Origin of the sequence: Chryseobacterium nepalense, from assembly GCF_023195755.1 — a bacterium.
GTDB classification, from domain to species: domain Bacteria; phylum Bacteroidota; class Bacteroidia; order Flavobacteriales; family Weeksellaceae; genus Chryseobacterium; species Chryseobacterium nepalense.
This window is the reverse complement of record NZ_CP096203.1, coordinates 3,074,753-3,100,104: the sequence shown is the minus strand read 5'-3', so window position 1 is coordinate 3,100,104 and position 25,352 is coordinate 3,074,753. Positions and strand designations below refer to the sequence as shown.

25 protein-coding genes are annotated in these 25,352 nt (G+C 36.8%); 2 read left to right on the top strand and 23 right to left on the bottom strand.

The annotated features are described in order from the left end of the window. Positions 1-2: 2 nt before the first annotated feature. The 15 genes from M0D58_RS13905 to M0D58_RS13835 all read right to left on the bottom strand — a co-directional run bounded on the left by M0D58_RS13905 (position 3) and on the right by M0D58_RS13835 (position 14,208). A complete protein-coding gene (locus M0D58_RS13905; protein ID WP_248390575.1) occupies positions 3-713 on the bottom strand; it encodes an XAC2610-related protein in 711 nt (236 codons plus the stop codon). A gap of 60 nt (positions 714-773) precedes the next feature. Next, positions 774-3,269, bottom strand: a complete 2,496-nt coding sequence (gene paaZ / locus M0D58_RS13900; RefSeq protein WP_248390572.1) for a phenylacetic acid degradation bifunctional protein PaaZ — start codon at positions 3,267-3,269, stop codon at positions 774-776. Positions 3,270-3,347: 78 nt separating this feature from the next. After that, positions 3,348-3,941, bottom strand: coding sequence for an acyltransferase (locus tag M0D58_RS13895; protein ID WP_248390569.1), 594 nt, complete (start codon positions 3,939-3,941; stop codon positions 3,348-3,350). Between the two features lie 138 nt (positions 3,942-4,079). Next, positions 4,080-5,285: a 3-oxoadipyl-CoA thiolase gene (gene pcaF, locus M0D58_RS13890; RefSeq protein ID WP_248390566.1), complete on the bottom strand. Its 1,206-nt coding sequence runs from the start codon at positions 5,283-5,285 to the stop codon at positions 4,080-4,082. A 78-nt stretch (positions 5,286-5,363) separates the two neighbouring features. Then, complete coding sequence (locus M0D58_RS13885; protein WP_248390563.1) at positions 5,364-5,714, bottom strand: four helix bundle protein; 351 nt, start codon at positions 5,712-5,714, stop codon at positions 5,364-5,366. A gap of 63 nt (positions 5,715-5,777) precedes the next feature. Next, positions 5,778-6,191, bottom strand: coding sequence for a PaaI family thioesterase (locus M0D58_RS13880; RefSeq protein ID WP_248390560.1), 414 nt, complete (start codon positions 6,189-6,191; stop codon positions 5,778-5,780). A gap of 2 nt (positions 6,192-6,193) precedes the next feature. Then, on the bottom strand, positions 6,194-6,508 hold the full coding sequence (locus tag M0D58_RS13875) for a hypothetical protein (RefSeq protein ID WP_248390556.1): 315 nt from the start codon (positions 6,506-6,508) through the stop codon (positions 6,194-6,196). Positions 6,509-6,786: 278 nt separating this feature from the next. Beyond that, positions 6,787-7,920 carry a 3-hydroxyacyl-CoA dehydrogenase NAD-binding domain-containing protein gene (locus M0D58_RS13870; protein WP_248390553.1) on the bottom strand — a complete coding sequence of 378 codons (1,134 nt, stop codon included), beginning with the start codon at positions 7,918-7,920 and terminating at the stop codon, positions 6,787-6,789. 97 nt (positions 7,921-8,017) lie between these two features. Beyond that, entirely contained in the window at positions 8,018-8,818 is an 801-nt protein-coding gene (locus M0D58_RS13865; protein WP_248390550.1) for an enoyl-CoA hydratase/isomerase family protein, read from the bottom strand. Positions 8,819-8,918: 100 nt separating this feature from the next. Next, complete coding sequence (paaD, locus tag M0D58_RS13860) at positions 8,919-9,383, bottom strand: 1,2-phenylacetyl-CoA epoxidase subunit PaaD (RefSeq protein WP_248390547.1); 465 nt, start codon at positions 9,381-9,383, stop codon at positions 8,919-8,921. A 97-nt stretch (positions 9,384-9,480) separates the two neighbouring features. Next, on the bottom strand, positions 9,481-10,230 hold the full coding sequence (gene paaC / locus M0D58_RS13855; RefSeq protein WP_248390544.1) for a 1,2-phenylacetyl-CoA epoxidase subunit PaaC: 750 nt from the start codon (positions 10,228-10,230) through the stop codon (positions 9,481-9,483). Positions 10,231-10,365: 135 nt separating this feature from the next. Then, positions 10,366-10,647 (bottom strand): 1,2-phenylacetyl-CoA epoxidase subunit PaaB, encoded by a 282-nt coding sequence (gene paaB / locus M0D58_RS13850; RefSeq protein ID WP_027373980.1) that lies wholly within the window; start codon positions 10,645-10,647, stop codon positions 10,366-10,368. Between the two features lie 123 nt (positions 10,648-10,770). Further along, entirely contained in the window at positions 10,771-11,709 is a 939-nt protein-coding gene (gene paaA, locus M0D58_RS13845) for a 1,2-phenylacetyl-CoA epoxidase subunit PaaA (protein WP_248390541.1), read from the bottom strand. A 96-nt stretch (positions 11,710-11,805) separates the two neighbouring features. After that, the gene (locus M0D58_RS13840; protein ID WP_248390538.1) at positions 11,806-12,891 is read right to left on the bottom strand and encodes a 2Fe-2S iron-sulfur cluster-binding protein; all 1,086 of its coding nucleotides are present in this window, start codon (positions 12,889-12,891) and stop codon (positions 11,806-11,808) included. Continuing rightward, positions 12,892-14,208, bottom strand: a complete 1,317-nt coding sequence (locus M0D58_RS13835) for a phenylacetate--CoA ligase family protein (RefSeq protein WP_248390535.1) — start codon at positions 14,206-14,208, stop codon at positions 12,892-12,894. It lies immediately after the preceding gene. A gap of 357 nt (positions 14,209-14,565) precedes the next feature. Between M0D58_RS13835 and M0D58_RS13830 the strand changes: the two genes are divergently transcribed. Then, positions 14,566-16,428, top strand: coding sequence for a M1 family metallopeptidase (locus M0D58_RS13830; RefSeq protein WP_248390532.1), 1,863 nt, complete (start codon positions 14,566-14,568; stop codon positions 16,426-16,428). 75 nt (positions 16,429-16,503) lie between these two features. Here the strand turns inward: M0D58_RS13830 and M0D58_RS13825 are convergent, their stop codons facing one another. From M0D58_RS13825 to clpB, 6 genes are all read right to left on the bottom strand, one after another. After that, on the bottom strand, positions 16,504-17,496 hold the full coding sequence (locus tag M0D58_RS13825) for a zinc metalloprotease (RefSeq protein WP_248390529.1): 993 nt from the start codon (positions 17,494-17,496) through the stop codon (positions 16,504-16,506). Between the two features lie 191 nt (positions 17,497-17,687). Next, on the bottom strand, positions 17,688-18,326 hold the full coding sequence (locus M0D58_RS13820; RefSeq protein ID WP_248390510.1) for a response regulator transcription factor: 639 nt from the start codon (positions 18,324-18,326) through the stop codon (positions 17,688-17,690). Then, positions 18,323-19,108: a sensor histidine kinase gene (locus M0D58_RS13815; RefSeq protein WP_248390507.1), complete on the bottom strand. Its 786-nt coding sequence runs from the start codon at positions 19,106-19,108 to the stop codon at positions 18,323-18,325. The genes M0D58_RS13820 and M0D58_RS13815 overlap by 4 nt, the downstream gene beginning before the upstream one ends. After that, positions 19,087-19,734, bottom strand: coding sequence for a hypothetical protein (locus M0D58_RS13810; protein WP_248390505.1), 648 nt, complete (start codon positions 19,732-19,734; stop codon positions 19,087-19,089). The genes M0D58_RS13815 and M0D58_RS13810 overlap by 22 nt, the downstream gene beginning before the upstream one ends. A gap of 37 nt (positions 19,735-19,771) precedes the next feature. Next, complete coding sequence (locus M0D58_RS13805) at positions 19,772-20,317, bottom strand: hypothetical protein (RefSeq protein WP_248390503.1); 546 nt, start codon at positions 20,315-20,317, stop codon at positions 19,772-19,774. A gap of 207 nt (positions 20,318-20,524) precedes the next feature. Then, positions 20,525-23,131: an ATP-dependent chaperone ClpB gene (gene clpB, locus M0D58_RS13800; protein WP_248390500.1), complete on the bottom strand. Its 2,607-nt coding sequence runs from the start codon at positions 23,129-23,131 to the stop codon at positions 20,525-20,527. Positions 23,132-23,552: 421 nt separating this feature from the next. On the opposite strand from clpB, the gene M0D58_RS13795 reads away from it, so the two are divergent. Continuing rightward, positions 23,553-24,206: a TetR/AcrR family transcriptional regulator gene (locus tag M0D58_RS13795; protein ID WP_248390489.1), complete on the top strand. Its 654-nt coding sequence runs from the start codon at positions 23,553-23,555 to the stop codon at positions 24,204-24,206. Between the two features lie 21 nt (positions 24,207-24,227). On the opposite strand, the gene M0D58_RS13790 is transcribed toward M0D58_RS13795, so the two are convergent. Beyond that, positions 24,228-25,058, bottom strand: a complete 831-nt coding sequence (locus M0D58_RS13790) for an endonuclease/exonuclease/phosphatase family protein (RefSeq protein WP_248390486.1) — start codon at positions 25,056-25,058, stop codon at positions 24,228-24,230. 93 nt (positions 25,059-25,151) lie between these two features. Beyond that, entirely contained in the window at positions 25,152-25,352 is a 201-nt protein-coding gene (locus tag M0D58_RS13785) for a hypothetical protein (RefSeq protein ID WP_248390483.1), read from the bottom strand.

The window sequence follows — 25,352 nt, the reverse complement described above, 5'->3', positions numbered from 1 at the left end:
TATCAAAATTCCAAAGGTTTATAGTTTTTATATGTTCTGTAAAAATCTTCGTCATTACCAGTAAATATTTTTTCTTCGATAATTCTAAATTTCCCTGAAGAATCTTTTTCTTCAACTAAAATTTTGTCCGACACATCTACTCTTGCAAACTCATCTAAAGAATCTCCCTTAATTCTAAGAAAACTGGTAGTTGTAGATCCCGTTAAAATAAGAGAATTAATGCAGTTTAATGTTGAATTGTAGCTTAAGTTTGGAAAAGAATCTGAGTTTTTAATAAGAGTAAAATTTTTACTTTCGGGATTATAGATAAATAGTGTCTTGATAACATTTCCGCCTCTTGCTGCTATTCCGCTTTGAAAAGTAAAATCCTTAAACCCATCATTGTTGAAATCTGAAATTTCGGCATTTATTCCTGTAAGACCATCTTTATCGAAGTAGTAACAATGGGTTTGTTCCCAATGATGAAAATAACCATCTTTTGTTTCAACCCAGCTTTTTTTCAAATCATAAAAGACTACTAACACAAATGTATCTCTGGTTTTTAGATTGGTAAATTTTTTAACTTCAACTTTTGATTTTGATTGTCTGCCAATATGTACATTATCAACAAATTTCTCTTCTAAAATATATGAATCATTATATTCCTCTTTTCGACAAGAATTAAAAATGATTGTAATAAATAATGCCGCAAAAAAAGTCTTTATATGATTCATATTAAAATCCCTTCCAGAACAATGACTGAAAGGGTTTATAAATTTATTAATTATTTTCAATTAAATCAATCCAAACTGCTCAAAATGATGGGTAAAATGTTTTCTGTGCATTAATTCCCACATTTCTTTATTCAGTTTCCCGAACACGAAATTCATATGCTCAGCCTGTGGATTTTCTTTATAATAAATTATGAATCTCTTAAGATTGTCCAGGAATGATTGTTTAGCCGCTTCCAGATTTTTATGTCTTAATTCTAAAAGTTTTTCATCATCCGCTAAGAACGGAGCAGGGAAATCTTTCGGCATTTTCCGGTGATTGTACAGCGAATCCTGCCATTTTTCCAGATTTTCTTCAGGCGTGAAGCATTTATCAGCTTCCGGTTCTCCTAAACTTACTAATACGCCATGCTCCAGATGTTCGATCATTTGCTGAGGCGACATTTTCCCCCATTCCGGCTGAGTAGATTCCGTTAAACCATTTAATGCTTTCTGAATATTTTTCAGGTTTAACTCAATAAAAGGAGATTGTTTTGCTACTAATGTTAAAATTGTAGCCACACAAACAATTTCATCTCTTTGATTAACAACCTCAACCAGCCATTTTACAACACCAGATGGAATATTTCTTCCTTTTACGCCTCGGTTGATCTTTTCTTTCGCTGTTAAATACACCGTGATTGTATCTCCGGCATAAACAGGCTTGAAGAAAGAACAGTTTTCCAGTCCGTAATTCGCAATAACCGGCCCTTTTTTCCCGGAAACAAACAATCCTGCTGCCGCAGAAAGAATAAAATATCCGTGAGCAACCGTTTTATCGAAAATAGTTCCCGTTAAACTTGTAGCATCGGTGTGCGCATAAAAATGATCCCATGAAACATTGGAGAAATTTACGATATCCGCATCCGTTACGGTTCTTCCTGCGGTTTCTAAAGAATCTCCAACTTCAACTTCTTCAAAATATTTCCTGAAAGGATGTTTGTCTGAATATTTTTTCTCAGCACCCTGCTGATAAATTTTCGTAATTGCCGTTAAAATATCCGGAGAACCCTGAATTGCCGTTTTCTGAAGGAAAAAATGAAGACCGTTCAGTCCGCCCATTTCCTCACCGCCGCCTGCTCTTCCCGGGCCGCCATGCATTAAAGTCGGAAGCGGCGAACCGTGACCTGTACTTTCTTTCGCACTGTCTCTGTTCAACACAAAAATTCTTCCGTGCTGAGATGCCATTTTCCATGAGGTTTCTGCAACGAAGTTATTATCATAAGAAACGATGGAACCAACCAGACTTCCTTTTCCTCTTTTTGCCAACGCCGCAGCTTCTTCGGCATCTTTGTAAGGCATTAACGTAGAAACAGGACCAAAAGCTTCGACATCGTGAGAAATATTTTTCTCGAACGGTTTATCATTTAAAAACAGTTTCGGGCTCATGAAGGCTCCGTTTTCGTAATCGGCATCTACCAATTCATGTTTTCCGTCATAAATAAGCTCGGTTTCTGCTTTCAGCAAATTGATTTTTCTAACGACTTCATCATACTGCTGCTTTCCTACCAAAGATCCCATTCTTGTTTCTCTGCTTAACGGATTACCGATTTTTGTCTGGTCTAAAGCTTTAGATAAAGCATGCTGAACATCGCCTATCAAATTCTCAGGTACAACAATTCTTCGGATCGCTGTACATTTTTGCCCGGCTTTAGTGGTCATTTCGTTACGAACTTCTTTGATGAACAGATCAAATTCCGGAGTTCCCGGCTTTGCATCCAAACCAAGGATTGAACAGTTCAGAGAATCTGCTTCCATATTGAAACGGACCGCATTTCCTGCAACCGAAGGTAACGATTTTAATTTTCTTCCTGTATTGGCAGAACCTGTGAACAACACAGAATCTCCATCCTGAACGTAATCCAGAATATTTCCAGGCTCACCACACACAAGCTGAACGGCTCCTTCCGGAAGCAATCCGCTTTCGATCATATCGTGGAAAACGGCGTTCGTTAAATATGAACCATAAGGTGAAGGTTTTACAATAGACGGAACACCTGCCAATAACGAGGTAGATAGTTTTTCCAACATTCCCCAAACCGGGAAGTTATAGGCATTGATCTGAATAGAAACACCTTCGCTTGGTGTTAAAATATGCGTTCCCAAAAAAGTTCCGTTGGCAGAAATCTTCTGAGTTTCCCCATCTACCCAAAAAGGCGTATTCGGAAGCATTCTCTTTGCCAACCCTGAGTAGGTAAAGAAAGTACCGAAACCGCCCTCAATATCTACCCACGAATCTACATGAGTTGCTCCTGTTTTATAAGATAAATCGTAATATTTTTTCTTTCTTTCTAAAAGGTAAAGCGCTACTTTTTTCAGCATTTCTCCACGATCGTAAAATGTCATGGACGAGAGGTTTTTGTAGCCGACTGTTCTTCCATAGTCCAGAGCCTGTTCAAAATTCAAGCCTTCCGTATCAGAAACAGCAACCTGTTCTCCTGTCACAGCATTGTACAAAGGAATACCATTTCCGGTTCCTTCGACCCATTCGCCGTGAATATAGTTTTTTAACTTTTCCATAAAATTTAATTTAACAATGTAATAATATAACAGTTTACCAATTAATTGTTACATTTCTTACACTGGTATATTGTTATATTATTTAATATCATCCCAAATGCTGTAATCAACAACTTTCGTAGGAATCTGCTGAACGTATTCTGTAAATGGCTCACAAGGCAAAATAGCATCTTTTCCTTCTCTCGCCAATTCCTGATATAGTCTTGTCCCTTCTGTTTTCCATTTAATCATTTCATCCGAAACATCACGGATAATTTTTGCTGGGCTTCCAACGATCAGTTTTCTTGGTTCACAAGTAAAATTTGCAGGTACAAAAGCCAAAGCGCCAATAATACATTCGTCACCAATAACGGCTTTATCCATTACGACAGCATTCATTCCGACTAAGCAGTTTTTTCCGATATGCCCGGAATGAATAATGGCGCCATGACCGATATGTGCAGATTCTTCCAAAATGGTTTCAATCCCGGGAAAAACGTGAAGCGTACAGTTTTCCTGAACATTAGCGCCGTCTTTGACGATAATTTTACCCCAGTCCCCACGGATCACCGCGTTGGGACCGACATAAACTTCTTCGCCGATTTCCACATTGCCGATAATTACCGCCTGCGGATGAACGTAAGCGGAAGATTTAATGATTGGTTTGATTCCGTGGTATGAGTAGATATTCATAAATTTTTTGTTAAAAATTTAGTTTAACAATGTATCAATCTAACAGTTTACCAATAGATAATTCGACAAGTTACTATACTTCATTACAATGGAATTGATACATTGATACATTTCTATATTGTTACATTATTGAAAAAGTTATACTTTTTCAATCACCATCGCATACCCTTGTCCGACACCGATACAAAGAGTACACAAGGCATATTTTTTATTTTGTTTTTGCAATTCCATTGCGGCAGAACCAACAATTCTTGCTCCCGAAACACCAAGTGGATGACCAATAGCAATCGCTCCTCCGTTTGGATTCACTCTTGAATCGTCATCTTTTAGGCCTAACGTTCTGGTTACTGCCAAAGCCTGCGCTGCGAATGCTTCATTTAGTTCGATAATATCCATATCGTCTAACGATAGACTGACTCTTTTTAATACTTTCTGAGTAGCTTCTACAGGACCGATTCCCATGATTCTTGGTTCCACACCAGCAACAGCTGAACCTAAAATTTTTGCAATAGGATGAAGTCCGTATTTTTGTACTGCTTCTTCACTGGCTAAGATCAATGCAGCTGCACCGTCATTCATGCCGGAAGCATTTCCAGCCGTTACCGTTCCTTCTTTTCTGAAAGCAGGACGAAGCTTCCCTAAACCTTCCATTGAAGAAGCCGGTTTAATGAATTCGTCTTTATCAAAGATCTTCGGTTCGCCTTTTTTCTGAGGAATTTCAACTTTTATGATTTCTTCAGCAAGCCTTCCGCTTTCCTGGGCTTTCGTTGCTTTTTGCTGTGACCAAAGGGCAAATTTATCCTGATCTTCACGGCTGATATTGTGCATATCCGCTAAGTTTTCTGCGGTTTCGCCCATTCCGTCTACCCCGTACATTTCTTTCATTTTCGGGTTGATGAATCTCCATCCGAAAGTGGTATCAAACATCTGGCTGTCTCTTCCGAAAGCTGTGCTGGGTTTTGACATTACGTAAGGCGAACGTGTCATATGCTCCACTCCGCCGGCAATATAAATTTCACCTTCTCCAGCTGCAATAGAACGAAATGCATTGGCCACCGCAGACATTCCCGAAGCACATAATCTGTTTACGGTTTCCCCGCCGATTTTATACGGAAGCCCTGCCAATAAAAGACCCATTCTGGCTACATTTCTGTTGTCTTCACCTGCCTGATTGGCACATCCGAAAATAACATCTTCAATTTCTTCAACCGGAACTTCAGGATTTCTTGCTATAATTTCTTTAATAACAATGGCAGCCAAATCATCGGCTCTAACTTCTGAAAGACCACCGCTTAATTTTGAAATGGGTGTTCTGATGTAATCTATGATGTATACGTTGTTCATAATGTTTTTAATGTAACAATCTAGTAATGTAACAGTGTAACAATTATTGATATATTGATAAACTGGTACATTGCTAGATTAATTTTTTAAACTTGTACTTAATATTTTATATATAATTTTCCCAATCTCGGCAACCTGAAGTTCTAACTTTTCATTAAAAGGATAAGTTTTTGAATGCTTACAGAGATAGAGCCAATATTTTGTTTCTTCTAATTCTTTTGCTGCGATTTTCATTTTATTGATAAAATCACTCTTGCTATGTGGGTTTTGTGCTTCAAATGAGTTGGCTCCTATGCTTGTCCCAGAGCGTAACAATTGTTTAGCAATAACAAATTTTCTTTTTTCATCTAACAGTTCACAAAATTCAATAATATCTAAAGAAAATTGAACTGTTTTCTCAATTAATGGATTGTTCTCGAAATTTATCATTTGTGTTCATTAATTTTATTTCATCATTGTTAAATTGTTATACTGATAAATTGTTACATTGAGTTACAGCTCCGTTACTTTCTTTCCAATTTTATATACTGTTCCGACAAATTTTGCAATCAATTCTTTATTTTGATTTGTAATTTTTATATCGTAAACAGCAGTTTTTCTGGTGTCATTTACCAAAATGCTTTCTGCTCTGAAAACATCGCCTTCTTTTCCTGCTTTGGTAAAATTGATGATACAGTTCAGGGCTACGGCAGCATCTCCGGAGTTGTTGGATGAAAACGCCAGTGCCGAATCTGCAAAAGCAAACGTAACACCCCCGTGAACGGTTTTCAGCCCGTTAATCATTTCTTTTTTAATGGGCATTTCTATTAAACAATAATTTTCTTTAACATCAATCAGTTTGATATTCATCCATTGGGAAAAAAAATCCTGATCGAACATATATTCTGCAACCTGTCTCGGATTCATCTTTAATTTGTACTTGTTATTTCGTCATATAATTCATCAACCAATTTGTCATAAATACTCATAGTTCTACCTAAAATGATCTGTTCATAAGTAAGACTTTCCGATTTTGATGGATTTTCTGTTTGAAAAGGCTCATTTAAATCAATTCCAAATTCATTGGATAACCTTTTAATTATTTCACGATATTTTTCATTGAATTTCCCCAATGATTCAAGTTTTTCCTGATAATCATTTATCGAAGAAAGCTTTTGAACAATATATTGTTTTTCAATGCTCAATCTTGTTTCCAGTTCGGCTCTGAATGCATTTATATCCATTAAACATTTATTTTATCAAATCTTTTGGATTAGTCTTTTAAAAAAAATTATCAGTTTATCCATAAAGAAATTAGTTATGAACATTGCTAAAAAATAAATGATTACGAATCCCCAACTAAACATTTTATCACCGTCAATCGGTTTAAAACGAGTATCAGTTAAATAAAATATACCTCCTATAAAAATCGTTGAAAAAAATGCAACTATAAAAGATGAGATCAATTTCTTTTTAATCATAATTTATTATTTTTTACAGCAACAATCTATAAATAAACAGGTTACATTCTACGCAACAATGGACTTTGTCTGTATCTGTCTTCCTGATACTCATCATAAAGATTTTCAAGGACCTCAGTTACCAGATCGTATCCTATTTCTTTTCCCCATTGTAAAAGACCTTTTGGATAATTTACACCTTTCTGCATGGCTAATTCAATATCTTCATCACTGGCAATTCCCAATCTTTTTGCTTCAACAGCTTCATTGATAAGCATGGAAAGAATTCTGTGAAAAATATCATCGTACAATACTTCATCCTTTTGAGGAACAGGATTTTGTGCACCTTCAGAATAATCATAGAAGCCTTTCCCTGTTTTTCTGCCATGAAGTTTGGCTTCAGACATTCTTTGCTGAAGGAGAGACGGTTTGTATTTCGGATCGTAAAAATATTCGTTGTACACGGTTTTGGTTACGGAGAAATTGACGTCAACACCAATAAGGTCCATTAATTCAAAAGGTCCCATTCTGAAATTTCCTAATGTTTTCATGGCTTCATCTACCTGTTCTACCGTTGCGATGTTCTCTTCCACAATTCTTAATGCTTCTCCATAATAAGGACGGGCAATTCTGTTTACGATAAATCCTGGAATATCTTTAGCAATAACCGGTGTCTTTCCCCAATCTTTCATAAGATTATAGATTTTTCCCGCTAAAGATTTTTCTGTTAATAAAGATGGGATGACCTCAACCAAAGGCATCAACGGAGCCGGGTTGAAGAAATGAATGCCAATGAAACGCTCCGGTTTCTGTAATTCCGCACCGAGAGAGGTGATGGAAATGGATGAAGTATTGGAACCAATAACACAGCTTTCTGAAACGTGTTTCTCCAATTCTGTGAAAACTTTGGTTTTGATTTCTTTGTTTTCGATGATGGCTTCAATGATTAATTCGCAATCTTTGAAGTCTTTCAGTTCAGTAGCGATGGAAATATTGTTTAAAATTTCAGTCATTTTTTCTGCTGAAATTTTTTCTTTGTCGACCAGTTTAGTCAATGTTTTTTCCAAACCTACGGTTGCCGTTTCTACTTGTTTTGCATTCGCGTCATAAATCCAGACTTTGCATCCGTTCGTTGCGGCTACTTGTGCAATGCCGATTCCCATTGTTCCGGCACCGATAATTCCTACATTTTTCATGTTTATAATGTAACAATCTAACAATGTAGCAGTTTACCAATGTAAAAAATTTTGGTCATTGTTACATTGCTAGATTACTACATTGTTATATTAATTCTTATTTTCCTTTATAATCGGGTTTTCTTTTTTGTAAAAAGGCACTTACTCCCTCCACGAAATCTTCTGTACCTGCTGCTTCCTGCTGTAGATCTGCTTCCAGTTCCAGCTGTTCTTTCAGTGTATTGTTGTAAGAATTGGCGAAAGCTTTTTTGGTAAGTTTAATGGCTGCCGTCGGCATATTTGCCATTTTCTCAAGAATTTCCATGGATCTTGATAGAAATTCTTCTTCATTAAAAACTTCAGCCACCAATCCGTATGATTTTGCTTCTTCAGCCGATAATTTTTTTCCTGTAAATGCTAAATAATTTGCAAGCTGTCTACCCATTAATTTTGGTAAGAAATAAGTTCCTCCCGTATCCGGTATAAGGCCGATATTAGAAAATGCCTGTGCAAAGTACGATTTATCAACCGCTAAAACGAAATCAGAAATTAACGCCAACATCGCTCCTGCTCCTACTGCGGGACCATTAACCAAAGCCACTACAGGCTTTCTGCAGCGCGTAATTTCCATAACCAGAGGATTGTAGTAATCTTCCACAATTTTTCTGATAATATCATTATCATGATGCTCATTTCCCTGAACAAAAGCATCATCCAAATTCTGACCGGAACAAAAAGCTCTTCCTCTTCCTGAAATAGCAACACATCGTACCTGAGGATCTTCACTGCATTCTTTTACAAAATCTTTCAGATCTGATAATGATGGCTTTGTAAGCGCATTCATGGTGTCAGGTTGATTCAGGTAAGCAATTTTAAGCTTTCCTTCGAAGTGGCTCTCAATATCGAGTTGTGTGTACATAGTATTAATTTTTTAATTTGAAAATTATATAATTTGAAGATATTTTTTAAGCAATTTCTATTAATTAACTCATTCTCAAATTTACACATTTTCAAATTGATTAATGGCATTTAAAATAATCAAAAGGCTCTAAACAGTCTAAGCATTGATAAGAAGCCTTACACAAAGTAGACCCAAATCTGCTGATCTGTTTTGAGTTCATAGAACCGCAGCGAGGGCATTTTTTTGGTTTTCCGATATGGTGTTCGTCGGCTCCTTTTTCGGGAGGCGTGATTCCATAAACGCGAAGTTTTTCTCTTGCTTCATCAGTAAGCCAGTCCGTTGTCCAAATCGGAAACATCTTGGTCACTACTTTTGCCTCCCACCCGTTTTGTTTCATGATCTTGATGATATCTTCCTCAATGGTAAACATAGCGGGACAGGCTGAATAAGTAGGCGTAATCGTTACTTCACAAGAATTCTCGCCGGTAACTTTTGCTTCTCTTACAATGCCCAATTCCACAATATTGATTACCGGAATTTCCGGATCAGGAACGAGTTCTAATATGTCTAAAGGATTTTTCATAATTAATTTGAAAATTTGAAAATTTGGGTAATTTGAAAATTTATGGCACTCCTCAATTTTCAAATTAGCACATTTTCAAATTAACTCATTGATTTTTTTACCAAGTACAACCAGGATACGCTCTCTGCATATATTGTAATTCACAAAGAATATATCCAAAATATTCCGTGTGATAACCTGTTCTTGATTTTGGCTGCATAAAAGGATTTGTTGGATATTCCATCCCGAAATCTGCAAAATCTTTTTGGGTGATCGCTAAAAATTCTTCGTAAAGAACATCTGTATTTGGAGCAATATTTAAAGCTATCAAATCATCTTCACCTTCTGTTTTTGCAAATAAACCTTTTGTATATTCCCAGATATTCTCAACGGCCTTTACCAGCCGGGTTCTACTTTCTTCAGTTCCCTGAGCGAAAATCTTCATCCAGGAAGCAGCATGAGTATAGTGATATCTTACTTCTTTCAAAGACTTCTGGGCAATAGCAGAAAGTTCTTCATTTGCAGAATTTGACAATGCTTCGTACATTAATTTCTGATAGACTGCAAAAACGTATACTTTTAAAATCGTCTGTGCATAATCTTCGTTGGGAAGCTCTGTCCAATGGGCATTTACGTATTCATGTTCGTATCTTAAAAAGGCAAGATCATCTTCACTTTTTCCGTTGTCTATAACTCTTGAAGCGTATACGTAAAAGTTGTTGGCCTGTCCAAGTTCATCTAATGCGATATTAGTTAATGCGATATCTTCCTCCAGATAAGGACCTTCTCCACACCATTCGGACAAACGTTGTCCCATGATGAAGCTGTCGTCTGCCAGTTTTAATAAATAATTGTATAATGGGTTCATTATTTTTTAATTTGAAAATTTGAGAATTAGTTATTTGAAAATTGGGTGAATTGTCTTAATTGAAAGTTTGAAAATAATTAACGTGATTAAGGTCATTCCCAAATTTTCAAATTAGCACATTTTCAAATTATTAATCTACATATTTTTTACATCATTCGGAATTTCGTAGAAAGTCGGGTGACGGTACAACTTGTCATCAGCCGGATCGAAGAACGCTTCTTTGTCCACCCCTTCCGAAGTCACAATATATTTACTCGGAACCACCCAAACCGAAGTCCCCTCTTTTCTTCTTGTATAAACGTCTCTTGCATTCTGCAAAGCCATTTCTGCTGTTGGTGCCTGTACCACTCCAACGTGTTTGTGAGATAATCCCGGTTTAGTCTGAATAAACACTTCCCACATATCTAAATTTGCCATAATTAATTTGAAAATTTGAAAATTGGTTAATTTGAAAATTGATTGATCAGTTTAATTGAAAATTTGAGAATAATTAACTTGGTTAAGGTCATTTCCAAATTTTCAAATTAGCACATTTTCAAATTATATTACTTCTTTTTGTTGTTTTTCTGCGAAAGCTGCTGCAGCTTCTTTTACCCAAGAATTCTCTCTTTGAGCTTTTCTTTTGGTTTCGATACGTTTTTTATTGCACGGTCCGTTCCCTTTCAGGATTTCCATGAATTCATCCCAAGGAAGTTCCCCGAAATCATAGTGCTGTCTTTCTTCATTCCATTTTAAATCTTTATCCGGAATGGTTAATCCTAAAAACTCAGCCTGAGCAACAGTAACGTCAACAAATCTCTGACGAAGGCTGTCGTTACTTTCTCTTTTCACCCTGTAATTCATAGAGATCTTAGAATTTGGTGAACTGTCGTCATTCGGACCAAACATCATTAACGCCGGCCACCAGAAACGGTTTAATGAAGCCTGAGCCATTTCTTTCTGCTGTTTTGTACCACGGCAAAGCGCCATCAAAATCTCATAACCCTGTCTTTGGTGGAAAGATTCTTCCTTACAGATTTTAACCATCGCTCTGGAATAAGGGCCGTAAGAATTTCCCATCAGCATTACCTGATTCATAATTGCCGCTCCGTCTACCAGCCAGCCGATGGCGCCGATATCTGCCCAGCTTAATGTCGGATAATTGAAGATACTGGAATATTTTGCTTTCCCTGAAAGCATATCATCATAAGTGGCATCTCTGTCGGCTCTCACCGTTCCGTCACCTAAAGTTTCTGTTGCAGAATAAAGGTATAAACCATGACCTGCCTCATCCTGAACTTTCGCCAAAAGCGCCATTTTTCTTCTCAACGAAGGCGCTCTGGAAATCCAGTTGGCTTCAGGTAACATTCCCACAATTTCGGAATGGGCGTGCTGGGAGATCTGACGAACCAATAATTTCCTGTAATCGTCAGGCATTACATCTTTTGGTTCTACTTTATTTTCGTCGTGTACGTATTGTACAAATTTTTCTAAATCCATAATTAAAATTTTTCAAATTTTAAAATGTAACAATGTATCAATTTAACAGTCTAGCAATAATTGTTACATTGGTAAACTTTTACATTGTTATATTAATCACACGTCATAATTAAGCATCACCACATTCGTTGTAGGATGACACTGGCAGGTAAGAACATAACCTCTGGCTACTTCTTCTTCGGTAAGTGCGTAGTTTTTTTCCATGAAAACTTCACCTTCTAAAACTTCAGCTTTACACGTACAGCAAACTCCTCCTTTACATGCAAAAGGTACTGGAAGATTGTCTTTCAATGCTTTATCTAAGATACTTTCTTTTTTAGAATTCAGGTGGAACGAATATTCATCATCATCAATGATTACCGTTACCATACTTTCGATATTGGCAATCGCTTTGAATTCATCACTCATTTCCTCCGTGTTTTCTTCATCCGGAGCGGTGAAATATTCAAATAAAACCTGAATGGCCGGTACTTTTTTATCTTTCTTTAAATAATCGGCAACACTCTTAATCATCTCTGAAGGGCCACAGATAAAATATGTAGATTCTTTAACATCAATTTGAGGATGCCTTTCAAAAAGCTGCTCCAGTTTATCCGGACAGATTCTTCCTTCAAATAATTGGTCTTCATGCTTTTCACGGCTAACCAAATAGATAACTTTCAGTCTTCCGTTGAAGTGCTCAACCAATTTATCGATCTCAGCCTTTTTCATTACATGATTCATACTTCTATTGCTGTAGAACAGATAAGCGTTTGAATTCGGTTCCTGGTAAAGACTTTCTTTGATGTTGGACAATACCGGGGAAATTCCGCTTCCTGCAGCAAGACCGATATACGTTTTAACATTTGTTGGGTGATAAGATGTGTTGAAACCGCCCATTGGAGGCATCACTTCCAGCATTTCATCCATGTGAAGATGCTCGTTGAAGTATCCGGAAACTTTTCCGCCTTCCAATAATTTTACCAGTACTTCCAGCGTGTTACTTTTCTCGCTTGGTGCGTTACAGATAGAATAAGACCGTCTCTCTTCATTTCCGTTGATTATCATTCTGAAATTAAGATACTGCCCCTGCTTGAACCTGAATTTATCCTTCAGTTCCTCAGGAATTTCAACGGCTACATTTACTGCATCGTTGGTATCTTTTTGAACCTTAACCGTTTTTAGTTTATAAAATGAATTCATTTATTTTTTAAGTATTCTGTTAATTTTTCCGCCTTCGCATTTCGGAAGGCTGTCCTGAGCATGAATTTTTACTTTCGTGGTGATTCCTACCCGCTTTTTAATTTCGTTTTCTATATTTTTTCCGAAATTTCCGACAAAAATAGCATAATCGTCGGTATTTAAACTTAAATTTTGCGCCCTTACCAATTCATCATCTACTTCCACATCAATATCCAGCGCGACACACATTTGTTCTTTTTCAACCGGTGTTAAATAATAATTCGGAACAACACCTTTTATATGAGAAAACGCTTCCTCGATCTGGCTTGGATAAACATTTACTCCTCTTACGATCAGCATATCATCTGCTCTTCCAAGAATTGGTTTCATCTTTACCATGGTTCTTTTACCATTTTCATCATAGTAAAGACTGGTAATATCATTTGTCCAGTAACGTAACAGCGGCATTGCTTTTTTCGTTAAAGTCGTGATCACCAAAACGCCTTCTTCTCCAAATGGTACCGGTTCTTTCGTAATCGGATCTAAAATTTCAGGATAAAAGTGATCTTCCCAAATGTAAGCTCCTCCTTTTTCCTCAAAATCCTCCATAGAAACGCCGGGACCGATAATTTCACTTAAACCATAAATATTGGTCGCATGAACGCCAAGCCTTTCTTCAATATGATGCCTGATCAATTCCGTCCAGGGTTCAGAACCTAAAACGGCATATTTCAAGCTGATTTCATCCGCAGAAATTCCTCTTTTTGCAAATTCATCCGCCAGCGTTAAAGCGTAAGAAGGTGAACAGCAAAGAACTTCCGGCTTAAAATCTACAATTAAATCTACCTGCCTCGCTGTCATCCCTCCGGAAATAGGAAGAACGCTCATTCCTAATTTTTCAGCGCCATAATGAAGTCCCAACCCACCAGTAAAAATCCCGTAACCATAGGCATTGTGCAACTGCATTCCGGGTTTTGCCCCTGCCGCATTCAAAGATCTCGCTACGACTTCGCTGAATAAATCAACATCTTCTTTGGTGTATCCAACAACCGTCGGCTTACCTGTTGTTCCGCTTGAACAGTGAATTCTCTGCAGTTCATTTTTAGAAACGGTAAATAATCCGAACGGATAATTGTCTCTCAAATCCTGCTTGTAAGTAATAGGAAGTTTCGTAATATCTTCAATAGACCTGATATCTTGTGGAACTATTCCTTCTTCATTAAACCTTCTTCTATAAAACTCCGACTTCTCTCCAAGATAGCCTACCAAATTCATCAACCGCTCAGACTGAAGCTGTCTCAACTGGTTGAGCTTTAAATATTCAACTGAAAAATCCATATAACTAACTAACACTTGTTAGGTGTAAATGTAAAAAGATTTTTTGTTTCTGCCAAATATTTATTATTTCATCATATCACTAATTAAAATAATACAACATTTCATAAAATAATTGGTTTAAATACGCTATAAATATGACTTCTTTTTAATATACTTTTATAACATCCGTGCTAAATTGATGTATCTTTGTACGTCCGATTAAAGCTGTATAATATATTATTTAAAGTAAAAACAATACTGGAAAGAGGTTGTGTTGAATTTTACTTGTTAACAGCTGATAAATAATAAGATGAGTAATATTTGATTACTGTTTTTCATTATTTTTATGTTAAATTAATTGATTATAAAAAAATTTTAATGAGAAGATTAGTTTGGGGATTATTGCTTCTGGCTTCATGGCAATTTTCTGCTCAGGAGTTGTATATGCCAAGAAATATCAAGAAAGCATACGCCAATGGTACGCGCGATTTATCCGGAGCACCTGGAAAAAATTACTGGCAAAACAAAGGGGTTTATAATGTAGAGGTAAAAGTGGATGCTAATTCGAAAATCGTTTCCGGAAAAGAAACGATTCTTTACAGCAACAACAGCCCGGACAATCTTACGGAACTTGCTATCCGGTTCGTAAATAATTTACATAAACCGCAGGCTCCAAGATCGGGTATGGTTTCCAAAGATTTTTTAACCTCGGGACTGCATATTAAATCATTTATTGTAAATGGCGAAAAATATGCTGTTAACAGTGAAAATTGGGGAACCGTTGAAAAGATAAAATTGAATTCCGCTTTAAAATCTAAGTCCAAAGCTGAAATAAAGATTGAATGGGAATACCCGCTATCTGTAGAGAGCGGAAGAGAAGGTCAGATCGATCCTGAAACTTTTTATGTTGCCTATTCTTTCCCGAGAATATCTGTGTATGATGATTATAACGGATGGGATATGCTCCCACATTCCGACAGGCAGGAATTTTATAATGATTTTAACGATTACAGCTTTGCTATTAGCGCTCCAAAAAATTATGTAGTCTGGGCCACGGGAGATTTTCTTAATCCCGAAGCCGTTCTTCAGTCTGAGTATTTAAAAAGATACAAAACCTCTTTAAAAAGTGACAAGGTGATTCATGTGGCTACTCCACACGAAATGAAATCCGGAAAAGTTACGAGGCAGAATAAATGGAATGTGTGGAAATTTAAAGCCAGCCATATTACAGATTTCTGTTTTGCACTAAGCAGCCACTATGCCTGGGATGCATCAAGCGTTCAGCTGAAAACAAAAAGAACCAGTGTTCAGGCTGCATACGGACCTGAAGCTAAAGATTTTGAACATTATGTTGAATGGATGCGCTACAACCTGGACTGGTTTTCCAAAAACTGGCCCGGCGTAGAATATCCCTACAATGTTATGACTGCCGTACAAGGATATGCCGATATGGAATACCCGATGATGATCAACGATACCAGCATTCCTGATGATTTCCAGGATGCCAGATTAACGGCCGATCATGAAATTGCGCATACGTATTTTCCCTTCTATATGGGAATCAACGAAACGAGATATGCTTTTATGGATGAAGGCTGGGCAACCACATTGGAATATCTGATCGGAATCGATGAAAATGGTGAGGCTAAAGCCAAAGAATTTTATAAAAATTTCAGAGTGAAACGATGGATCAATGATCCTTCAGCAGAACAGGACCAGCCCATTATCACCATGAGCACACAGGTAAGCGGTGCAGGATATGGAAACAATTCGTATGTAAAAGCTTCATTATCTTATCTTGCCTTAAAGGATTATCTTGGAGATGACCTTTTTAAAAAAGCATTGCATCACTACATGAATAACTGGAATGGCAAACATCCTATTCCATGGGATTATTTCTATTCCATGAACTCGGGTTCCGGAAAAAACCTCAACTGGTTTTTCAACAACTGGTTTTACACCAATAATTATATTGATCTTAAAGTAGCCGGAGCCAGCCAGATGAATGATCTTTTAACGGTAAACATAGATAATGTAGGCGGTTTTGTTATTCCTTTTTCAGCAGAAATCACCTATGAAGACGGAACAGCGGAAAAGCTTCATTTCTCGCCTTCCGTCTGGGAAAAAGACCAAAGACAGACCATGCTGACCATTCCAATTACCAAAAAGGTACAATCGATAAATCTCAATGGCGGAATTTTCATGGATTATACGCCAGATGACAATAAGAAAACTTTATAAAAAGCTATAGAACAAGTCCGGCTGTTTCATTCTGAAACAGCCGGACTTTCGTATTTATGAAAAGGTATTACGCAATTAATACAGTCTTAATCCTGACCTTGCTCCTGATGAAGCTACCACAGACTGCATTCTTGTTTTCTGTCCTGATGAGAACATAAACATGGCAGCATCATCCACATAGTCCATATAATTCATAAACATTACAGATCTTTGTACACCTCCGCAGGTATTATATAACGGATAGCTTGGCTTTCCATAGTTTGGACCCGTTTGGGTAGGAGTATCCGTAACAAGATCATTTCCGCAGTTAGCATCCCCCCAGATATGTCTGAGATTTAAATAATGCCCTACCTCATGCGTAGCGGTTCTTCCTTGGTTAAATGGCGCTGAAGCCCCTGTTTTCCCGAAATAAGAAGCAGCGATTACGACTCCGTCATTCCACAGCCCTGAAGATTCCGGAAATGTAGCATATCCAAGGATCTGTCCCATATTTCCTACAACCCAGATATTAAGATAATTGGCAGGACTTGTAGCATCAATTCCGCCGCTTGAAGATCTTTTCATCGCGTCATTTGTGCTCCAGCTCGTTTTGGTAGTAGATTTTCTCACGGTGTTTGCCAGCCTGAATCTTACTTTAACATCTCCGGCTTTTACCCCCTGAAAAGCAGTCGGGATTTTAGAGACATCCGTGTTTGTCCCTCCGTAATCTGCATTCAGAACAGCAATCTGCTCTGCAATACGGGCAGCGGAAATATTTTCTGCTGAGGTTCTGTATAAGACATTTACCACCACAGGAATTTCAACTGTTCCATCGGAAAGTACTTTCCCCAATTTAAGATCATTGGTAAATTTTTCTGTATTGGCTTCAAGCTCAGAATATTTTTGTCTGAGTTCAGCACTGCTCTGAAGGGCAGTTTTCCTGATGTCTTCAGACGGACATCCTCTTTTAAAGGCAGATCCGCCTAAATTTTCTGTGTTGTTTGAGGACTCTTCAGTCTGGTTGTTAATGTTGTCACTGTTACACGACAGGAAGCTCAGCATAAGAACTCCGAATAGTAGTTTTTTCATATAAATATATTTTGTTACAGAAAATGAAATTAAAAAATTCAGAATTATTACACAAGTATTTCACCAATATGTTACTTAATTTTATTATTCAATCAATAACATTTTTAATATTACTATGAGAAAACATTAATTCAGACAATAATTTATTGCATAAATATCACATTAATCAAAATTTTAATACATCCTAACTTTTAGCCTGCGAATCCATTTTTAATAGCAAATACAGCCAGCCCTACCCGGGTTTTGAGATCAAGTTTATCACAAAGCTGATCCCTGTAGCTTTCAACTGTTCTCGGACTGCAGCACATTTTATCGGCAATTTCTTTATAGCTAAGCTCAGTAACTGTGTATTTAAGAAACTCTTTTTCGCGTTCGGAAATTTTAATGCTGTTTGCCGACTCGTCGTTATTCATATTGGAGAAAATAATTTTTGAAGCCCAGTCGGGGTAGAAGAACCCGTCTGTGCTCAATCTCACGAGTGCATTTTCAAGCTCTTTCGGATGTGTATTTTTCAGCAAGTAGCCCTTTGCCCCGTTTTTTATCATTTTAATGACGCTTTTGTCGTCACCCTGCATGCTCAGCGCCATTACCTTAACACCCGGATGATTTTCCCTAAGCCATAATACAGTTTCAAATCCGTCCATGATCGGCATGCTGATATCCAACAAAATAATATCCGGAATTCTGCTGTTGTTTTCAAATTTCTGAATAAGATCTTTACCATTCTCTGCCACATAAACCACTTCAAATTCAGCAAAATTATCGATGATTCCTTCTAATGCTTTTGCGATAAGTATGTGATCATCAACGATCACTATTGTCTTTTTCATGACTGTTTCTTTAAAATAATATTGAGTGTGGTCCCAAAATTTTCGCGGCTTTCAAGGCAGAAATCAGCTCCAATAATTTCGGCTCTGTTCTTCATATTGGTGAGACCGATGCCGTTTGATTTGATTTTTGACTGGTCGAAACCGATGCCATCGTCCTGAATATTCAGTTCCCAAAGTGCTTCTTCAGAAGTGTTCAGGGTAATCCGTATATTTTTGCAATTTGAATGTTTTATACTGTTCTGAATAAATTCCTGAGTAATTCTCAGCAGCACATTCTTATGAGCAAACCCTAAATCAAGCTGCCTGAAATTGCATTTGAATGACACCTTGCATTTTTTAAAAGCATTGGTATTGTCTACTTCTTCCTGTATTAAAGTTACAATTTCCTTTTGATTGATTTTATCATCAGTGAGTGTTTTTGAAAGGCTTCTGAGATCCTGCAAAGACTGGTTGATAATCTGCGAAACCTGATCAATTCTTTCACTGACTTCAGGAACTTTATTTTCATACAGAAGCTGCTGGGTGTAAAGACTTACGAGGGTAAGTTTCTGCCCGATATTATCATGCAGTTCACGGCCGATCTGCTGCATGGTAGCCTGTTGTATCTCGAGTTGTGTAGCCAGAAGTTCACGCTTGTGAATCTCATTTTTCACTTCAATTTCATGCAGGTATTCTTTTTTACGCTGCCTGTATTTGCGGATGTACATCATCACTGCTGCAACAAACAACACAAAAAACATGTTGAATAAGATAATTGTTATCAGGAGCTCTGTTTTCCCCATATGAATGAAATTGAAAATAACATGTACATAATAATTCCTGAAATAAGAAAATACGCAAAATAAATGTTGAATATTTCACGATACTGCTTAATAAGTTCCAGGAAAGTCCAGAACGGCAACGTTCCAATATAAAACAAGGTTACCCCGAGATTGATATAAAACATTCTGTTTTTATCAAAATTCAAAATATCAGAATCGTTAATCTGTTTATAATATTCCATAACTACAAGAATCATTAAAATCAGGCATCCAAGTGTATAGTTAAGAGAAAACATTACTTTATTTTCGGAATATAAAAATTCACTTGGGATAAATGAAAGGAGGTAAACGGAAGAGAGAATAAGAAAAAGATTCATTTTCCCGAAAGACCTTGCAGCATACAGCCAATAGAAAAAAATGAACTGTACAGGAATTACAAAATAATTGTAAAAAGCCTGTTTATTATACTCAAAAAAAAGTCCGCCCCATCTTCCGATGCTTTCACTTAAGAAAATAAAAATGAGATAAAACACAAAGTATTTCCAGTATTTATCTTTTATTCTGCTATAAAATATAAGAGAGACAGCAGCTGAAATCCCTTCTGCCCAATACATAAATTCGAATGCTATTCTTTGGAAATCACTCATCGTGCTTACTGTTAAAATTTCTTTTTTGATAAGAATATTAAAATAATTCAGTTTTTGTACTGTCTGGTGGTATTAAAGCTCCATGATTCTGGCAAATTACTTCACAATCGGAATTTGCATTTTTTGCGGAAGCCATTGCAAGTACTTTTCCGTCCCCGCTCAATGCCAGTGGATTGAAATCGTAACTCAGCATTTCTCCGTTTTCATCCTGTCTTTTTATGGTAGGAATCATTACCAATGTATGTTTTTCAGCATATTCTCTTCCTATTGGAGTATTGTTCATAACATCCCAGTTTTCAAGGTTCGGATATGCAGCATAATAAAAACGAATTCCTAAATCTTCCGGATTGGTTTCCGGATTATTTGCGGAGGCTAATGTTTCAATATCAGCAATAAATTTTTTCAGCGTGTTAAGGTCAAAATGAATGGAATGTGCATCATCAATGCCCATTTTATCCTTTACAGATTTCAGTTGATTATTTCTGTAATTATTCACCAGGATCTGGATAAAATTCTGAGCCATCGTATTTGGCGGCAGGTTAAGATCCAGTGTTTCAGTTTCGGAGGTAGGTTGTGTTTTCATAAGCTAGTTTTATAATGTTAGTTGATGATGCAAAGTTCGCAAAAAAACACATTGCTGCGACATGGTTTTTTTCCTGTTTATTTTCAGGGATTTTACGGATTGTATATTCAGGGCCAAATCTTATGAAAAGTACTATAATAAAATAAGTGCTGCAGAAAACAATCTACAGCACTTACTTACAAAATAATATATATGAAAAAAAACTACTTATAATTCCGCAGGTCTGAAAACAAGGCCCGTTTCCTCGAAATAATCCAGTGTAATCCGGTCTCCGTCATTTACATTTCCGGCGAGAATTTCCCTTGATAATTTGTTAAGCACTTCTTGCTGAATTACTCTTTTTAAAGGTCTTGCTCCAAATGCAGGATCATAGCCTTTGTTCATCAGATAATCTACAGCGTCCTGAGTGGCCGTCATAATGATATTCCGTTTTGAAAGCATATCATTGAAACCTCTCAGCTGATAGGTAACAATTTTTCCAATCTCTTTTTTTCTTAACGGCTGGAATAACACCACCTCATCAATTCTGTTCAGGAATTCCGGGCGTAAGGTTTGTTTCAGCAAATCGAAAACCTCATCTTTTGCTTCCTCCAAGGTCTCAGGACTGATGTTGTCATCTTTGTCGCGCTGAGCAGAGTCAAAGCGTTCCTGAATTAAGTGCGAACCTAAATTCGAAGTCATGATGATGATTGAATTTTTAAAATTCACCACCCGTCCTTTATTATCTGTTAAACGACCATCATCTAAAACCTGTAACAATGTATTGAAAACATCCGGATGCGCTTTTTCAATTTCGTCTAAAAGAACCACAGAATAAGGTCTTCTGCGAACCGCTTCCGTTAATTGTCCGCCTTCATCATATCCTACATATCCCGGAGGCGCACCCACCAATCTCGAAACGGAATGACGCTCCTGATATTCACTCATATCAATTCTCGTCATATTGTTTTCATCATCAAATAAAAACTCCGCCAAAGCTTTTGCCAGCTCGGTTTTCCCGACTCCGGTTGTTCCCAGGAATAAGAATGAACCGATCGGTTTTTTATCATCGCTTAATCCCGCTCTGTTTCTTCTGATGGCGTCCGCAACGGCGGTAATCGCTTCGTCTTGTCCTACAACTCTGTGATGAAGTTCTGTTTCCAGATTCAATAACTTTTCTCTTTCAGACTGAAGAAGCTTGGTTACAGGAATTCCTGTCCATTTGGCGATGACTTCAGAAATATTTTCAGCAGTCACCTCCTCTTTAATCAATTCATTCTGATGATTTTGCATCTCCAGTTCAAGCTTGGAAAGCTCTTCCTCTTTTTCGCGGAGTTTTCCATATTGGATCTCTGCTACTTTTGCGTAATCTCCGGCTCTAGAAGCTCTTTCGGCTTCCAGTTTCAGAGACTCTATATCTTTTTTAATCTGGGTTAAATCCTCAGATTTTTGTTTTTCTTTCAGCCATTTGGCATTGATTTCATTTCTCTGCTCGGAAATTTTCGATATATCTTCTTTTAAGTGATCGATTTTCGTTTGGTTTCCTTCTCTTGAGATCGCAGCCAATTCAATTTCCAGCTGCATCAGCTTTCTGTCTAAAACATCAAGTTCTTCGGGCTTAGAATTGATTTCCATTCTCAATTTGGCAGAAGCTTCATCAATAAGGTCAATCGCCTTATCCGGTAAAAAACGATCTGAAATATATCTCTGCGACATTTCCACCGCCGCGATAATCGCTTCATCTTTAATTCTTACTTTATGGTGTGCTTCATATTTATCTTTAATTCCCCGAAGAATAGAAATAGCCGATTCTGTATCAGGTTCTTCCACCATTACTTTCTGGAAACGTCTTTCCAACGCTTTATCTTTTTCAAAATATTTCTGATATTCATTGAGGGTTGTTGCGCCGATAGCTCTTAATTCTCCTCTTGCCAGTGCCGGTTTCAGAATATTGGCAGCATCCATTGCGCCTTCACCGCCTCCGGCTCCCACCAAAGTATGGATCTCATCAATAAAAAGAATAATCTGTCCGTCTGATTTAATGACTTCATTTACAACGGATTTTAAACGCTCTTCAAACTCACCTTTATATTTTGCACCGGCAATCAAGGCCCCCATATCCAAAGAATACAAAGTTTTGTCCATCAGGTTTTCAGGAACGTCGCCGCTGATAATTCTATGGGCAATTCCTTCAGCGATGGCTGTTTTACCTACACCGGGTTCCCCGATAAGAATTGGGTTGTTTTTTGTCCTTCTTGAAAGAATCTGTAAGACTCTTCTGATCTCTTCATCACGTCCGATTACGGGATCCAGTTTACCTTCTGCCGCTAATTCGTTGAAATTTTTAGCATATTTGTTTAAAGATTGGTAGGTTTCTTCCGAACTTGCAGAAGTTGCCTTGCTTCCTTTTCTTAATTCTTTGATCCCGCCTTCCAGAAGGCTTTTTGTAACACCCATATCTTTCAGCATTTTTGAAACTTCTGAATTCGTTTCTAACAGCGAAAGCCAAAGATGTTCTATCGTCACATATTCATCACCCATTTTTTTTGCGATGTTGGGTGCATCAAGCAAAACTTTATTCGCCGATTGTGAAAGGTAGATATTTCCACCTTGTACTTTCGGAAGTTTCTCTAAATTTTCACGGTTGCGCTCTCTTACCAAAACAGCATCAGCTTCTGATTTTTTTAATAAGAAAGGCGAAATATTTTCATCCACCTGAAAAATACCTTCAAGAAGATGTTGAGGCTCAATACTCTGGTTGCCGAATTCCATGGCTACCTGTTGAGCAGCCTGGATGGCTTCCTGCGATTTTACAGTATATTGGTTTAAGTTCATATTCTATATATATTTTTGATTTAATTCGGTTTTCATTTGTATAATTTCAGACATCAGATTTCAGACCATAAGAGTGTAATAAATGTTAATTTTTTAAATCTGATTTTCTAATTTCTGATGCCCTCCATCGTATTTAATCATTTAATTCAAGAGCTATATCGCAAAAAGTGTTCAATTATTGATTTTTCAAAAAACATAGACAAAATTTCCGAAAAATGCATTTTAAACCTGATTGTAACAGACAAAAATTCCGGTTAGCTGTTTTAGAGTAAAAAATCATGGAAGAAAAGTCAGATTTGGAAAAATTCAAAAAAAAAGAAGTTTAAAATTCCTTTATCAAGTTTAAAACGAACATAATAAATTTAGGCTAAAGGAAAGTGGAAAATTTTTATATTTTAAATGGGACTAAAATCCGTTCCTATTGAAGACAAAATCATCCGTTGAAAAACAAAATATTACAATCAAAATAATTACTTTTGCGTTTTACCAGATGGAGCTTAAAGAAAAACAGAAGAAAATATTAGATGTTGCCGTAGAACTTTTCAAAGAAAAAGGGTATATGGGCAGCTCTGTACGGGATTTGGCGACAAAGCTCAATATCAAGGCAGCTTCATTGTATGCCCACATCCGTTCTAAGGAAGAAATTTTAGAATGGATCTGCTTCGGAATTGCCCAGGAATTTTTCGATGAACTTCAGGAAGTAAAAAATACATCTATTCCTCCAAAGGAAAAGCTCAACCTTTTTATTGACAAACATTTATCCGTAGTTCTTAAAAATCGTGATGTTACGCATATTTATTCCAATGAATGGAAACACCTGGAAGAACGTCTTCCTGAATTTATTGCGCTTCGGAAAAATTACCAGCAGGAAGTAGAGGAATTGATTTCCGAGATTTACCGGGCGGAAAACTGGGAATTGCGATCATCCTCATTTACAACAAGATTTATTCTCCACACTTTAAATAATTCTTATTTCTGGTTTAAAAGAAATACAGAATCTACCTCCGAAATCACTGATGAAATAAGAGATAAGATCCTGTATGGATTATTAGGAAAGGTCTCTTCTAAAAGCTAAATCACATTTTCAGTTGTTATATCAATTAAACTGCAGATCTGCCAATACCGGAAAATGGTCTGAAGGATACAGCAGATTTTCCCTCCTGTCATTGATGTGTCTGTGGGACTTAATTTTAAATCCTTTTACAAATATATAATCGATTCTGTCTTTTGGGATTTCATTGACATTAAAAGCTGTAAATGTTCCTTTCGGACCGTAATGTTTTGTTTCTGAATGATAAAAACTGTCCTTCATATTTTGTGACATGATTTTTATCGGTTCCGAATCTTCGGTTAAATTAAAATCGCCGCTTACGGTTACCGGTAAATTTTTAGGATTCAGTTCTTTGATCTTTTTTAAAATCAGTTCAGAAGATTTTACCCTGGCCACATTGCCAACATGATCGAAATGGAGATTCAGCGCCATAAATTCTTTTTTCGACTTTTTGTCTCTAAAAAGCGCGTAGGTACAGATTCTGTTTAAAGCCGCATCCCAACCTTTTGATGGTTTTTCAGGAGTTTCAGAGAGCCAGAATGTCCCTGATTTTATTACCTGAAGTCTTCCTGTATCGTAGAAAATAGCTGAAAACTCACCTTTTTCTTTTCCGTCATCTCTTCCTACTCCCACATAATCATAATTCTTCAATCCGTTTTTTATGTCTTTCATCTGTTCCGGCAACGCTTCCTGAACCCCGAAATAATCCGGATGATAATAAGAAAGAAGATCTGCAACATCCTGCTTCCTGTTCGTCCATGAATTTTCTTTGTCAGAATCTACATTCAGCCGGATATTAAAACTCATTACTTTAAGATCCTGCGAAAAACCTAATGCAAACATCATCATCGTTAAGATTGAAAATCTGAAATTCATAATCATATATTTTAGTTACAAAACAAAAATAAGGTTTATCCAATAGAAAGCATACTTCGCTGGTATCTTTAATAAATAATTAAAATCATATTATTAAATCTCAATATTTTTATCCTCTTCCACAGAAATGAAATAGGCTTCAAAATCTTTCTGGTAAACCGGCTTTTCACTTTCTAATTTTACTACTCCAATAGATATATAGTGAGGCGCCGGTTTTATATTGTTCTTTTTCAGTTCGTTTTCAAGTTTTTTAATATCAATATCTTTTTTCAGAACTGCGATATAGGTTTTCAT